Annotated in this window: 12 protein-coding genes and 1 riboswitch; of the genes, 5 read left to right on the top strand and 7 right to left on the bottom strand. The window is 67.8% G+C overall.

What is annotated here, in order from left to right; genetic code table 11:
- Nucleotides 1-65: 65 nt before the first annotated feature.
- From ACFC4D_RS39365 to ACFC4D_RS39345, 5 genes are all read right to left on the bottom strand, one after another.
- On the bottom strand, nt 66-1,454 hold the full coding sequence (locus ACFC4D_RS39365; protein ID WP_376071159.1) for an SWIM zinc finger family protein: 1,389 nt from the start codon (nt 1,452-1,454) through the stop codon (nt 66-68).
- Nucleotides 1,455-1,560: 106 nt separating this feature from the next.
- Nucleotides 1,561-2,844, bottom strand: coding sequence for a nitrate/sulfonate/bicarbonate ABC transporter ATP-binding protein (locus tag ACFC4D_RS39360; RefSeq protein ID WP_375966082.1), 1,284 nt, complete (start codon nt 2,842-2,844; stop codon nt 1,561-1,563).
- A gap of 38 nt (nt 2,845-2,882) precedes the next feature.
- Nucleotides 2,883-4,640: an ABC transporter permease gene (locus tag ACFC4D_RS39355; protein ID WP_376071156.1), complete on the bottom strand. Its 1,758-nt coding sequence runs from the start codon at nt 4,638-4,640 to the stop codon at nt 2,883-2,885.
- A 36-nt stretch (nt 4,641-4,676) separates the two neighbouring features.
- Nucleotides 4,677-5,381, bottom strand: a complete 705-nt coding sequence (locus tag ACFC4D_RS39350) for a hypothetical protein (protein ID WP_376071154.1) — start codon at nt 5,379-5,381, stop codon at nt 4,677-4,679.
- 349 nt (nt 5,382-5,730) lie between these two features.
- Nucleotides 5,731-5,909: riboswitch (M-box (ykoK) riboswitch) on the bottom strand.
- 63 nt (nt 5,910-5,972) lie between these two features.
- On the bottom strand, nt 5,973-6,608 hold the full coding sequence (locus ACFC4D_RS39345) for a TetR family transcriptional regulator (protein WP_375966090.1): 636 nt from the start codon (nt 6,606-6,608) through the stop codon (nt 5,973-5,975).
- Nucleotides 6,609-6,703: 95 nt separating this feature from the next.
- On the opposite strand from ACFC4D_RS39345, the gene ACFC4D_RS39340 reads away from it, so the two are divergent.
- On the top strand, nt 6,704-7,486 hold the full coding sequence (locus ACFC4D_RS39340; protein ID WP_375966092.1) for an SDR family NAD(P)-dependent oxidoreductase: 783 nt from the start codon (nt 6,704-6,706) through the stop codon (nt 7,484-7,486).
- Between the two features lie 109 nt (nt 7,487-7,595).
- Complete coding sequence (locus ACFC4D_RS39335) at nt 7,596-9,542, top strand: BTAD domain-containing putative transcriptional regulator (protein ID WP_376071151.1); 1,947 nt, start codon at nt 7,596-7,598, stop codon at nt 9,540-9,542.
- Between the two features lie 13 nt (nt 9,543-9,555).
- Here the strand turns inward: ACFC4D_RS39335 and ACFC4D_RS39330 are convergent, their stop codons facing one another.
- Nucleotides 9,556-10,908 carry a DUF2252 domain-containing protein gene (locus ACFC4D_RS39330; RefSeq protein WP_375966097.1) on the bottom strand — a complete coding sequence of 451 codons (1,353 nt, stop codon included), beginning with the start codon at nt 10,906-10,908 and terminating at the stop codon, nt 9,556-9,558.
- Nucleotides 10,909-10,982: 74 nt separating this feature from the next.
- Here ACFC4D_RS39330 and ACFC4D_RS39325 point away from each other — a divergent pair, with 74 nt between their 5' ends.
- Together ACFC4D_RS39325 and ACFC4D_RS39320 are read left to right on the top strand one after the other, a co-directional pair.
- Complete coding sequence (locus ACFC4D_RS39325) at nt 10,983-11,339, top strand: Imm51 family immunity protein (protein ID WP_375966100.1); 357 nt, start codon at nt 10,983-10,985, stop codon at nt 11,337-11,339.
- A 41-nt stretch (nt 11,340-11,380) separates the two neighbouring features.
- Entirely contained in the window at nt 11,381-12,256 is an 876-nt protein-coding gene (locus ACFC4D_RS39320; protein WP_375966102.1) for a DMT family transporter, read from the top strand.
- Here the strand turns inward: ACFC4D_RS39320 and ACFC4D_RS39315 are convergent.
- Complete coding sequence (locus tag ACFC4D_RS39315; protein ID WP_375966105.1) at nt 12,189-13,355, bottom strand: AI-2E family transporter; 1,167 nt, start codon at nt 13,353-13,355, stop codon at nt 12,189-12,191. The two genes, ACFC4D_RS39320 and ACFC4D_RS39315, sit on opposite strands and share 68 nt — an antisense overlap.
- 174 nt (nt 13,356-13,529) lie before the next feature.
- Between ACFC4D_RS39315 and ACFC4D_RS39310 the strand changes: the two genes are divergently transcribed.
- Nucleotides 13,530-14,189, top strand: a complete 660-nt coding sequence (locus ACFC4D_RS39310; protein ID WP_375966107.1) for a phosphate uptake regulator PhoU — start codon at nt 13,530-13,532, stop codon at nt 14,187-14,189.
- Nucleotides 14,190-14,314 lie beyond the last annotated feature (125 nt).

The following is a 14,314-nucleotide window of genomic DNA, read 5'->3' as shown; positions in this document are numbered from 1 at the left end:
GCTGAGGATGCGTGTCGACCGTGCTGACAGCGCGGCGGTCGTGTGAAGGCGCGGTGGCGCTCGGATCAGAGGGCGGTGCGCGCCGTGGCGCGGATTATGCGGGCGGCCAGCGCATGTCGGCACGGGCCGCGGGTGCCGCGCGTCTCCGCCCACCAGTCGCAGGTGCAGACGAAGCGGCCGTCCGTGCCGAGCCGGACGCGATGCGTGTAGCTGCCCGATGTCACGGTGGCCGCGTCCGCGTCTTCCGGATCCGGTCGCACGTTTCCGGCGGTGACCAGCTCACGGGCCGCCTTCAATCGCGGATTGTGCCGCTCGACTCGGCCTGCGGCATAGGGGAGTTCACGATGGAAGTGGGCGGCCTCGGCCAGGTCGTAGCCGATGCGGCCGTCCACGCCGAGGCGGATCAGCGCCGCGCGCACCCGCTCGGCGGTGAGTCCGGAGCGTGCCGCCAGTTCGCCGAGCTCGATGCGCGGATCCCAGGCCAGCAGCACCGACAGCAGTTCGGCATCGGATTCGGTGTCCTCGTGCGCGAGCGCGTTCAAAACCGTTCCCTCCCCGGAGAATCCGCGCCCGGCTTCGGGGGACAGGGTGAGTGTGAGCCGCATGCCGGGCAGCCCGATCTCCCAGGCGGAGGCCAGCAGCGGGCTGCCCGCGGTGACCTTCGGGCCGTACAGGCGCAGCGAATCCGCCTGCCGCAGTACACGATGCAGAGCGTCGAGCCGCTGCGGTCCGGGCAGGCATACCGCACCGGGGACCGGTCGCGAAGTGAGCCGCAGCCGCCCGGCGGTGGCGACCACCCACTGCCCGCCGCGCGCCGCGGTGCCGCCGGTACGGGGAAGCGCGCGCAGGAAGCGCACCGCCTCGGCGGCGCCGACCTCGGCGCGCAGGTCGAATTCCGCAGCGATGGTTTGGGTTTCGGCGAATCCGCGCAGCCAGCGGTCGGGCAGCGGCACCTTCTTCTCCACCACCCGGTCACCGAGGGTCGCCACCGCCAGCTCATCCGGACCGACGGTCAAATGCAGCGGATCCCCGGCGGTGACGCCGTTCAACGCATCGCGCAGTGGCGTGTTCACATCCACATTCGTGGTGCCGTACCCGGTGTCGCCGTCGAGTCCGGCGGCCAGGATATCGAGCCGGGCGTGCACGCCGCAGCAGCCGGAGAACGATTCGAACCGCAATCGATCGCCATTGGCGGTGACCACCGGATCCAGTAGCGCCGAACGGATTCGGCGCGGATCGTAGTAGCGCGCCGCCGCCACATCGGCCACGGCAAGCAGTCCGGCGGCCGCCACCGCGGGCCGGGTCACGAATCCCCGGAAGAAGGTGGGATTCGCGACCGCCCCGGCGGGGGTGCGGCCGCCGCTGGTCTGCAGGCCCAGCAGCGCCCGCCCGCCGGAGCGGTCGAGCCCCGACGGGCGGAGGTAGGTGAGCGAATGCAGTGCGGTCGAACTCATGCGACGCACGGTAGAGCCGGGTACCGACAATCCGGTGTCGGCGCGCACCGGTGCACCGGAATCCGTGCCCGCCGGACGGCCGAATTCCGTTCCGTGCCAACGCCTCCTAAGCGGCCGCCGAATCGCGGGTGAGCAGGCGTTCGGCCGCGTCGTATTCGTAGAGCTCGGCGTAGCGGCCCCAGTCGACGGCGGTGCGCAGCTGACGCTGGGCGGCCTCCTCGGTGAAGCCGCGGCGCAGCAGATCGAGGAAGAAGCCGTCGTACAGGCGATGGTCGGGCGCGGTGCTCAGGGCGTGATCGATGGTGCCGACCAGCGGGGCGTTGGCACGGGCCAGGCGGGCGAAAATCCGCTTGGCGGCATCGATATCGGCCTCGGCGAAATTGCGGCCGTCCGGGGTGAGGTCCAGATCGCCGCCGGACGCGGTCGCCAGCCCGAGCATGGCGGCCGCGTCCACCAGCGGCATCAGGTCATCGAGTTCGAAACGCAGATCGCCCGCCAGTTCCGGCAGATCGACGTGACCACCCTGTGCGGCAACCAGATCCAGCATGCCGCCGATACCGTCCACGCCCGCATCGGGCAGCGGCCGGGTGGTGGGGGTGGGCGCGATGGCGTGGCCGCCGTCGAACGCGCCATCGGTGAGCATGCGGTACGCCTGATCCACGATATTGAGGAAATGCCGGTTCCGGGTATCGCGGGGCCGCTCCAGCCGCACCTGCAATTCGCCCTTGATGCGCCCGGGATTGTTGTCCAGCACCAGGATTCGATCGGCGAGCTGTACCGCCTCCTCGATATTGTGGGTGACCATGAGCACGGTCTTGGTGGGGAAGGCGGTCTGATCCCACAGCCGAACCAGTTCACCGCGCAGATTCTCGGCGGTCAGCACGTCCAGTGCGGAGAACGGCTCGTCCATGAGCAGCACCTCGGGCTGCACCACCAGGGCGCGGGCGAAGCCGACGCGCTGCCGCATCCCGCCGGAAAGCTCCTTGGGATAGGCGTTTTCGAAGCCGTCCAGGCCGATCATGTCGATCACCGCGAGGGTCCGCTCGCTGCGCTCGGGTTCGGGCACGCCCTGGGCGCGCAGGCCGAGTTCGACATTCTGCCGCACGGTCAGCCACGGCAGCAGTGCGAAACTCTGAAAGACCATGGCGGTGGCGGCATTCGGCTCGGTGATATCCGCTTCGCGCAGACGCGCGGCCCCGGCCGAGGGCGATACCAGTCCCGCGATTATGCGCAGCAGGGTCGACTTGCCGGAGCCGGATTTGCCCAGCAGCGCGACGATTTCGCCCTCGCGCAATTCCAGGCTGACATCGGAGAGCACCGGCAGTTGCTCGCCCGAGGGATTGGTGAAGTTCTTGGTGACGCGATCCACGGTGACGATGGGGGTGGACATGGGCTGTCCTCCTTCGAAAGCTGTTATGAGACAGGGGGTCAGAGCAGTGCGAAGCGCTTCTCGGCAATGCGCTGCAGGCGTCGCCACACCAGGCGATTGATGAAGACGGTGACAATGCTCATCACCACCGTGCCCAGCAGCACTTTCGCGAACAGATCATTGGTGGTGGCCTCGGTGATGTACGCGCCGAGCCCGTACGCCTCCATATGCTTGCCGCCCGATTCGACGACCTCGCCGACCAGCGTGGCGTTCCACGCGCCGCCGAAGGCGGTGATCGCACCGACCAGGTATCCGGGCGCGATCGCGGGCAGTATCAACGACTTCCAGCGTTCGCGGCCGTGCACGCCGAGATCGTCCATGGCCTCGCGCAGATCCGTCGGAATCTGCCCGGCGGCGGCGATGACGTTGAACAGCACGTACCATTGCGCACCCAGCGCCATCAGCACCACACCGCCGAAGTTCAGCGAGATCCCGGTGTAGGTGAGCGCGGCGATGACGAAGATGTACAGGAACTGCGCCGGGAAGCTGGCCATCACCTGCACGACCGGCTGTGCGAATCGGCAGATGCGCGGATTCATGCCGATCCACACCCCGATCGGCACCCAGACGATGGTCGAGAACACCAGCAGTACCGCCACCCGGCTCAGGCTGGCCAGGCCCATCAGCGAGGTAGGGCCGAATTCCGCGAATCCCACGGTGCTCTCGAAATACGTTGCCAGCCGCCAGATCACCCAGCCGATACCCGCGAACAGCAGGCCGAAGAACACGATATCGCCGGCATTGGTTCCGGAGTTGTCCCAGTACGCGGGCTTGGTGCTGCGCCCGAAAACCCGCATGGCACGGTCGATTCCCTCCGACACCGGTCGCAGTGCGCGCCCGATGCGCCGGGGCAATGTGCTGTGCCGCAGCAGATCCAGTACGAGACTGCGTGGCGCGGAGGCGCTTTCGGTGTGCTCCACCCGGAAACGCTCCGACCAGGCGGTCAGCGGCCGCCAGAACAGCACGTTCACCAGCACGATGGTCAGCACCATGACCAGCGCGCCCAGCATGAGCGTGCCGACATTCGCCTCGGAGGTGGCGGCCGCGATGAAACTACCCATGCCGGGCAGCGCCTGATCGCGTCCGGACACACTGATCACCTCGGACGAGGCGAGCATGAACCAGCCGCCGCCGAAACTCATCATGCCGTTCCAGATCAACGGCACCATGGCGGTCGGCACCTCCAGCCGCCACAGTCGCTGCCAGCGTGTGAGCCGCATCATGCGCGCAGATTCATCCAGCTCACGCGGCATATTCCGGAGCGCCTGGTAATAGGCGAAGCTCATATTCCACGCCTGCGCGGTGAAGATGGCGAAAACGCACGCCGCTTCCGCGCCCAGATACGAGCCGGGGAACATGGCGATGAACGCGGTCACCGTGATCGAGACCAGCGCCAGCACCGGCACCGATTGCAGAATGTCCAGCGCCGGAATGATGACCTTCTCCGCGCGCCGGGACCGCGCCGCCCACTGACCGACGATCAGCGTGAAGATGAGCGAGGCGCCCAGGCCGAGGAACATGCGCAGCGTGGTGCGCGCCGCGTAGTACGGCAGATTCGACGGATCGGTCGAGACCGATTCGGCGGAATCGCCCGGCACCCAGGGCACGGACATATCGCGAAAGAGCCTGAGCACCACCACGATCAGCAGGACGCCCGCGCCGATGAGCAGATAGTCGACCGGCCGGAGCCGATTGCGGACGCGCGGTGCGCCGGGAGAGAGGTTGGGGGTCTTGGGAATTGCGAGATCGACAGTCATTGCTGATTTCCTGTATCCGAACTGCGTCGCCGCGACTCAGCCGTTCGCGACGGCGGGCGGTGCGGTCATGACGTTGTAGAAGTGGACCGCGGACGCGATGAGCGCGGGCACGCCGATGAGCAGGTTGAACACCACCACGCCCATACCCGCGCCGGTGACCGCGCCGGTCAGACAGCCCACGGCGGCGGCCGGGATCGCGGCCAGACCGCCCGTGGCCACCCCGGCCGCCCCGCCGCCGAGCAGTCCGAGCGCCACGCAGCCCAGGGGTGCGCCGATGATCGCGCCGAGCAAGGTGCCCACCGCGAGAGCCACGGTGAGCTCGTTGTTCACGTTCCCCATGGCGGTATTGAGCCGATCCTCGGGGCTGTCCCCGGCCGCGATGGGCGTCTCTTCCGCGTTGATCGGCCGAGCCTGATCGAATCGTGGTGTGAGAGTGGCATTTTCGCCGTCGACGTGCGCGTCCACCGGATACGCGGTGCCGTCCTTGACGACGGTCAGCGGAATCGCGCCGAGCACCAGGCTGTTCGGATCGACGATCTCCAGCCGCCGATCGACGACCCGGAGCGATCCGAGATCGGTGTGCAGCAGCACCGACTGTCCGTCGATGCGGGCCTGACCGTGCACGCCGGTCGCGGCGGGGACGGGCGCGGCCTGCGCCGGATCGGCCAGACAGGTGGCCGAAATGCCCACCAGGGCGGCGGTGGTCGTGGTCGCGGCCAGGGTGATGAGACGAGTTCTCATGAGAAGGGTATGCCTCTGCATATCGTTGCCCGCGGAATTGCCGGGGCAGCAGTGATCACCGTCGCGCACCGGTCATGCGGACGGCTCGGATTCGGGTGCCGAATAGACGAATTCACCCGGAATTGCGCACGCGAATAATTCGGCAGCCGAATTCGCTGCCGAAGCGCGTGTGAATTATGCGCGCCGAATCATCGGACGCGATGTGGTGTGCTGGTTACCGGCCCCGCGCAGGAGGGGGCTGGTCCGGAGATCCCGGAACGTCGTCACTGGTCATCGGATGCCTCACCTCCCAACGGGTAGAACGCGATACGTCAGCGCACCTGGGAGGAACGCCCGGAAACGATCCGGGCAGACACCCCTCTCGTCAAAGCTTCGGCACTGCACGACGTGTTCCGATCCGGGCGGATCGGAAAGCCACTTCGGATAACCCCTTAATCCGGAGAAATCTGTCCTAACCTTGGGCGTCTCTCGACGTCGTCAGATCAGTGGCCTGTGTTCGTGCAGGAGCCTCGCCTATCGAGGTGCGTGCCCAAAACTAGTAACCCATTACGAAATTGTCAATTCCCTGAGAAATGCCGCGGAATTCCGCCGCTACAGCAGGGTGTGCGCGGCCAGGCGCGCCAGGCAGGCGTCGACGGCGTCGGCGGGGGAGCCGGGATGGTTGCCGGTGGCCCAGAGTTCATTGGCCAGGCGGACCGCGGTGTTGGCCATGGCGGCGGCCAGGGCCACGTCGAGATCGTCGGGAGAGCGGCCGGTGCGGGCGGCGATGATGGGGATGAGCCGGAGTTCGCAATCGTGTTGTACGCGTAGCCAGGTGGCGCGCAGCGCGGGCAGTTCGGTGGCCGCGCGCAGCAGTGGCCGGAGCAGGGATTCGGCGATGCCCTCATCGGCGAGGGCGGCGGCGGTGGCGGTGCGGTAGGAGTGGCCCAGGGCCTCGCGCAGCGGGAGTTCCGGTGGGCAGGAGGCGAGTTCGTCGGACCACGCCTGGGTGCCGATGGCGAGCAGCGGGGCCACCACGTCCTCTTTACCGGCGAAGTAGCGGTAGAAGGTGCGCAGGCCCATACCTGCGGCGGCGGCGATATCGTCGACCGTCGTTGCGGTGTAACCGTTTTCGGCGAAGAGGTGGGCGGCGACCATGGCGACTTCGCGGCGCGTGGCGGCGCGGCGGGTCGCGCTCAGGGCGGGACGGCCGGGTGCGGGCGCGGTACGGTCTCGGTCGCTGGTCACAGGGGGACTCTACCGAGCCGGAAACATTTAATGGCGCAATGTGCCATTTGCGGCATATTGTGTCAGAAACACTCGCATCGATCAGGAGAGCTCTAATGAACCGTCTCGAACAGCGCCGCATCCTGGTGACCGGCGCCGGATCCGGTATCGGGCAGGCCACCGTCCTCCGCCTGCTGTCCGAAGGCGCGGTCGTCGTCGGCGCGGATGTGAACGCCGAGGGCCTCGAACTCACGCGCAAGCACGCCGCCGAGGCGGGTTCGGCCGATCGCCTCACCACGCTGGAGATGAACATCGGCCAGGAAGCCGATGTCGTCGCGGGCGTCAAGAGCGCCGTCGACACGCTCGGCGGGCTGGACGCGCTGGTGAACGCGGCGGGCATCCTGCGCGCGGCGCACACCCACGAGACCTCGCTGGACCTGTGGAACCAGATCATCACCGTCAACCTCACCGGTACCTTTCTGGTCATCCGGGAGGCGCTGCCCGCACTGCTGGCCAACCCGAGCAGCACCGTCGTGAACTTCAGCTCCACCTCCGCCAACTTCGCGCACCCGTACATGGCGGCGTACTCCGCGAGCAAGGGCGGTATCCAGACCCTGACCCACGTGCTCGCCCTGGAATACGGCAAGCGCGGTCTGCGCGCGGTCAGCGTCGCGCCGGGCGGCATCAAATCCGGTATCACCGACGCGACTCCCGGTTACCTGCCACAGGATTCGGACTGGTCGCTGTTCAGCCGTCTGATCGCCGTTGTGCCGCAGGATAATCCGGCCGAGATGGCGGGACCGGAGAATGTCGCGGGCGTCATCGCCATGCTGGTCTCCGATGACGGCAAGTTCATCAGCGGCACCGAGATTCGCATCGACGGCGCCGCGCACACCTAGTCCGCGCCGTCGCGCCCGGCACTGCCGTGTGATGTGGGGGCTTTGCCGAACACCCGTGGGGCTGTTAGTTTTTGCACCTCACCACGGGTTTCGGGGCACGGCGGAGGATATGATCGAATTCAGGTTGCTGGGCTCCGTGGAGTTGCTGGTGGATGGCCGCATCGTCGATCTGGGGCCGTCCAAACAGCGCGGGATCGTCGCCGCGCTGCTGGCCGAGCCGGATCAGACCATCTCGACCGACACCCTGGTCGCGCGGGTGTGGGACGCTCCACCGGAGACCATCCGGAATTCGGTGTACACCTATATGACCAGGTTGCGGCGTATTTTGCGGACCGCGGGCGGCCGCGCGGGCGCGACCCCGGAGATTCGCCGGGTGCACGGCAGCTATCGGCTGGAGGCGCCGCCGAACAGCATCGATCTGTCCGTCTTCCGCGATCTGGTCGCCCGGGCCCGGGCGCTGGCCCTCGACGATCCCGCCCGCGCGCAAACTCTGAGCCGGGCGCTCGCGCTGTGGCGCGGGGAACCGCTGGCCGGATTGGACAGCGACTGGGTGCGGCGCTTTCGAGACAGCCTGCGACAATTGCGCCACGAGGTGATCGCCGAATGGGCCGATGCCGAACTGCGCCTGGGCAATCCGAAACCGGTGGCCGCCGATCTGCGCAAGGCGCTGCTGGAGCATCCGCTGGCGGAGGATCTGCACGAGCGGCTGCTGCGGGCGTATCACCTGGACAACCGCGGCGCGGAAGCGCTGTCGCACTACGACCGGTTGCGCCGCACCCTGGCCACCGAACTCGGCGTCGATCCGGGCCCACGCCTGCGAGAACTGCACGCACAATTGCTGCGCGCCACCGAAACCGCTCCGGGCGAGGCGATTTCGCGGGGCGAGACCGCCGCGCCGAGATCGGAGTCCGCACCCCGGGCCGAGTCCACCGCGTCCGCAGCCGAGGTGACCGTCGCTCCCGGAGTGAAATCAGCGGCCGAGGTGACCCCCGCACCCGAGGCGACATCAGCGCCCGGGCCGGATCGCGCGGTCGCCGAGGACTCCGCATCGGGAGCGACGCACGGCCCGGATATATTGGCCTCGAACGGTTTCCGTGGCCGAAGCGCCGAGATCGAACAGGTCCGCTGTGCGCTGGCCGAGCGTTCCGGTACGACAGCGCGACCGGTCCTGATCACCGGAAGTCCCGGAATCGGCAAGTCCGCCTTGGCCGTGCGCGTCGCCGAGCTGGTCGCCGAGCAGTTCCCCGACGGCGTACTGCGAGCCGAACTCGGTGGTTCGACCGCCACACCCGCGGATCCGGCGCAGATCGTGGCGCTGCTGCTGGACGCGCTCGGCGTACCGGCGGCCGCGCTACCGGCCGATCTGCCCGCCCGCGCGGCCCGCTATCGCGCCGAACTCGCCGAGCGGCGGGTGCTGGTGGTGCTCGACGATGCGGCCTCGACGGCGCAACTGGCTCCGTTGCTCGCACCGGGCCCCGGCAGCGCGACGCTGATTACGAGCCGTTTCATGCTGCCCGCCAAGTCTTTTCGCACCGTCGTACTGCGTGAGTTGCCGATGGCGGAGAGCCTGGAGATGCTGTCCGCCATTGTCGGCCCGGACCGGGTCGCCGCCGAGGAATGGGCCACCACCGCGCTCATCCGCTGCTGCTCCGGCATCCCCCTGGCCCTGCACGCGGTCGGCTCCCGGCTGGCCGCCCGCCCGGACTGGACCATCACCCAGCAGCTCGGGAGGATGTCCGAGGAACAGCGCCGCCTGCGCGAATTCGCTTACGGCACAGCCGATATCCGCGACGGCATCACCTCGACCGTGCGCCGCCTAGGCCCGTCCGCCACCCGGGCGCTGCACCATCTGGGCGCAACCCTGTCCCCGCGCGAGCGTTTCAGCACCGTCACCCTGCCCGGCCTCGCCGATCCGGCCGCCGCGCTGGAGGAACTCCTGGAAGCCCACCTGCTCACCGTCGCCGACCACGACGGCGCGCGCCCGCAGTACGTCATGCTGGAAATCCACCGGCTCTTCGCCAAACACCTGATGCCCCGGGCGATTCCCGCCGCCTGAGCCCCGCCGGGCGTCAGGCGGTGGCGGCGTCGATGCGGCCCAGATCGATGGCGGTGAGCAGGGCGGCGTAGTCGGTGGCCGTCTGGTCGGCGTAGGCGAGGGCGAAATCGGCCATGGCGCGGTCGAATACGTCACCGCTGCCGAGGTAGGCGGCGATCGCGATGCGGTCGCCGGAGCGGGCGTGGCCGCGCGCCAGGGTGCGCCCGCACAGGTTGGCGTATTTGGCCAGCTGTTCGGCGCTCATATCGTCGATGGTGATGGAGCCCTTCATATCCCGGAGTTGCCGCCAGTAGTAGAAGAGTCCGTTCGGGCCGGTGGCCCAGCCCAGGAAGATGTCACCGGCGGCCTGGGTGAGCCGCTGGCCGTGCACCACGCGGTGGCCCTGATGCCGGAATACGCTGGCGCGCAGATGATTCGCCAACACCGAGGTCTCGGCCTGCTTCACCTGTAGAAACAGCGGATCGCCGGTGGCGTGCCCGGTGAGCAGTGCGATGAAGCAGCGGGTGCCGACGCTGCCGACGCCGACCACCTTCATGGCCAGATCGCGCAGCTGATAGCGATCCAGCAGCACCCGGCGCTCCTCGGGCAGGCTGGCGCGATAGTCCGCGAGCACCGAATCCAGGTCCGCCTCTTCGATTTCCGAGATCGGCAGCACCAGCGGCGGATCGGCTTTGATGCGCGGCTGACCGTCCGGCCCGGGTTCGGTGAGTTTGTCCAGGGCCTGCAGACTGGTGCGGGTCTTGGCCTTGTTGATCACCTTCTCGACGGTCTTGCGGTCCTGCGGCCGCAGCACCGCGGCGGCGTCCTCGGCATTGACCATCTCGTACCAGACCTCGGTCTCGCCGAGCGTGGCCAGCTGTGCCATGGCCTCGCGGTACGCGGTCGCCGCGGCCATGGCCGCGGTCCCCGCCTCGGCATCGGAGCAGCCGTTGGCGCGCGCGGCCACCGCGACGCTGGCGACGAGCCGCTTCACATCCCATTCGAACGGTCCGGGCAGGGTTTCGTCGAAATCGTTGAGGTCGAACACGAGTGCGCGCTCTGGTGAGGCGAACAGCCCGAAATTGGACAGGTGCGCGTCACCGCAGAGCTGCACGGTGAGCCCGGTATCGGGTCCGGCGGCCAGATCGGCCGCCATGATCGCGGGCGCGCCCCGGTAGAACGGGAACTGCCCGGCGGCCATGCGCGCGTATCGGATTCGCACCAGCTCCGGCACGCGGGTGGTGGCCTGCTGTTCCAGAATGCCGATCGGATCGGCGCGATCGGGTCCGGGTCGCCATTCGCCGAGCTGGGTGCGCGTCGCCTGTTTACGCGCGGCCCGCCCCGCTTCGGCCGCATCTGCACCGTCCACCCGCTCGGAAGTCGACATGTGCGAACTTTAGTGCGCGCGCGGCGCGTACCGTCGCATCTCGCCTGTCGGTGTCGCCCGCTAGGTTCGCCGCTATGACCGATCGCGAAACCTTCGCCCCGCTGGTGTTCTTCGAATACGACCACAACCCCGGCAACTACTGCCTCATGCTGTCGGACAGTCATATGGTCGAGCTCGAAGAGGTTTTCGCCGAGTCCGGCTACGAGTGCGGCGGTTACGCCTGGGCCGGTGTCGCCCGGTCCGCGGTGGCCACCCGCGCTCCCGAACTCGACGGAAAATTCGGCCTGGATCCCGAGGCCGGAACTTTCGTCGCGTACGGGGAAGACGCGGAGGCCCTGCGGCGGTTGGGCCTATTGCTCCGGGAGGCTTTCCAGGAGCGGGCCGTGCTCGCCGAATTGATCGCGAGCGGCGACCCGGAGTGGTTCGACTGAGAGGTGTTCGCCATGCGGTACCGGTGCGGCGGAGGTGAGCGGTGAGTAAGCGCGGTTGGGTGCTGTTCCTCGCCATGGGCGTGATCTGGGGCGTCCCCTACGCCATGATCCGGGTGGCCGTCGGTGATTTCGATCCGGTGGTGGTGGCCTTCGGCCGCACCGCCATCGGCGCGCTGGTGCTGCTGCCGGTGGCGCTGTACGCCAAGGTGCTGCTACCGGTGCTGCGGCAGTGGAAGTGGGTGCTGGTCTACACCGTCGTGGAGATCACCGGACCCTGGCTGCTGATCGGCACCGCCGAGACCACGCTGACCAGTTCCACGGTCGGCCTGCTGCTCGCCGCGGTACCGCTGATCGCGGTCGTGGTGGTGACCGGCCTGGGTCATGAGCGCCTGGACGCGCGGCGCGTCACCGGTCTGGTGATCGGCATCGGCGGTGTGGCGGCGCTGGTCGGTCTCGATATCGATGTGTCGAATATCGGTGCGCTGGCGGCCATCGCGGTGAGCGCGGTCGGCTACGCCTTCGGCCCCATCATCATCGATCGCAAGCTCAAGGAGCTACCGCCGATCGGCGTGGTCACCGCCTCGCTGGTGTTCGCCGCGATCATCTATCTGCCATTCGCTGTGTGGCGCAGGCCGTCTCACTTCCCGGCCGATGCCACCTGGTCGGTGGTCGGGCTGGGCCTGCTGTGCACCGCGCTGGCGTTCGTGGTGTTCTTCGCGCTGATCGGTGAGGTCGGCCCGGCGCGCGCCACCGTCATCACCTACATCAATCCGGCGGTGGCCCTGCTGATCGGTGTGAGCCTGCTGGGCGAGCCGCTGACCGCCGGAATGGCGATCGGCTTCCCGCTGGTCATTCTGGGTTCGATTCTGGGGACGGCGCGTTCGCGGGATCGGGCGCGGGAGCCTGCCCCCGCCTGACGCGATCGATGCGCGGATCCTCGGTGACGTCGTACCGGGTCACGTATTCGCTCAGGAACGCCTGCAGGGTCGCGGTCGCGGGAATCGCCAGCAGTGCCCCGACCGCGCCCAGCAGCGCGCCGCCTACGATGACCGACAGCAGCGCCACGGCCGGGTTCACATCGACCGTGCGCGCGGTGATGCGCGGTTGCAGGACATAGTCCTGAATCCATTGGTAGACAACGACGAACAGCACCACCCAGACCGCGTCGATGGGCCGGATGGTCAGCGCCACCAGCACGGGCAGAATGCCCGCGATATAGGTGCCGATGGTCGGCACGAACGAGGCGACGACGCCGAACCAGATGCCCAGGGCGAAAGCGTTCGGCAATCCGATCAACCACAGGAACGCCCCGTGCGTGACGGCGGAGATGACCGCGAGCAGCGCCCGGGAGTAGAGATAGCCGCCGGTCTTATCGATGGCCAGATCCCAAGCGTGCAGTACCGCACCCTGTTTCGCGGGCGGCAGCAGTGAGCACAGCGAGCGGCGCAGCTTGGGTCCGTCCGCGGTCATGTAGACGCTGAAGAGCGCGATGGTGACCACCCGCGCGAAGCCGCCGAGCACGGTATTGGACAGTCCCCAGACATTGTTCGCGGCGCGCTCGGCGTACGAGCTGATGACGTCGGAGTCCTTGAAAAGCCGGTCCCGGAGTTGATGCACGGTGAAATCCTGGTGAAAGGTGTGATTGACCCAGGACACCAATTCGTCCAGCAGACGCGGCAATTCGTCCAGAACATTACCGACGGTCTCCACCATGAGAATGCCGAGCGTCACCAGGAAGCCGATGGTGCAGGCGAAAACGACGAGGAATACCACCGCCGTCGCGATGCCGCGATTGATCCCGCGCCCGGCCATGGCGTCCACCGCGGGCTCCATGGCCAGGGAGATGAAGAAGGCCACCGTCATCATGACGGCGATCCCGATCAATTCGTGTGCGGCCCAATTGACCAGCTCGAACACCCCGAGCAGGGCGAAGGCGAGCACCATGGCGCGGGGCAGCCAGGTCGGCATGCGGCTCGCCGGGGACGGGGTTTCGATGGACACGGAGGTCTCGGCCACCGCCCCAGTGTCGGGTACCCCGGGTGCTTTTCCGGATACGACGCACCGGTGCCCGGGCAATGAATACGACTGGTCGGTTGGTTATTTTCCGGTGACATGGCCGAGACGCATTCGGGCGGAATGCTTTTCCCGCGATATTGTGCAGTTGTGCGGGTGGGCGGACAAGATATGCGAGTGCGGACGAAATTCTCGATCGAGCTCATGGCGCTGACCGATGAGCTGGCGCATATGGCGCGGCTGACCCATGAGGCGGCCGAGCGCGCGACGGTGGCGTTGGAGGGCTGTGACCTCACCGCCGCCTACGAGGTGTTCGCGCTCGAGGAACAGGTGCAGATCGAGCACGCCAAGTGCGAGGACCGGTCGGTCATCCTGCTGGCCCTGGAGGCCCCGGTGGCGCGCGACCTGCGCCATGTGGTGACGGCCATGCAGATCGCCGACGATCTGCTCGGCATCGCCGGCGCGCTGAGCCGGGTGGCCGATGTGGTGGTGCGCCGCTATCCGGAACCGGTTGCGGTGCAGCCGATCGCCGAGATGCTGGCCGAGATCGCCGATGCGGTAACCACTCTGGTGGATCTGGTGGTGAGAGTCATTGCCGCGCAGAATCCGCCGCGCGATCAGGTGCTGGTGCCGCGCGATGACGCACTGGACCGGCTGCGCCTGCGCGCCGCCGAGGCCGCCGCGGATTCGGGCTGGTCGCACGGGTCGGCCATGGCCATCGATATCGCCATGATGGCGCATCATTTCGGGCACTGCGTGGATCATTCGGTGCGGATCGGTCAGCTCATTCGCTTCTTCCACACCGGAATTCCGCTGTACGCACAAGTGGAGGGGTAACCACCTCATAGCGGGGGTGGCCGGTCAGGGGCCGGATCGGCAAGGGTACGCTGCCCGAATTGCTTCATGGCGAGGTCTTTTCGAGTAGCACCGCACTGCACGGACACCCGAAATCCGACAAGGGC

This window comes from Nocardia sp. NPDC056000 (genome assembly GCF_042269265.1).
Taxonomy (GTDB): domain Bacteria; phylum Actinomycetota; class Actinomycetes; order Mycobacteriales; family Mycobacteriaceae; genus Nocardia.
This window is presented reverse-complemented; position numbering and strand designations above follow the sequence as displayed.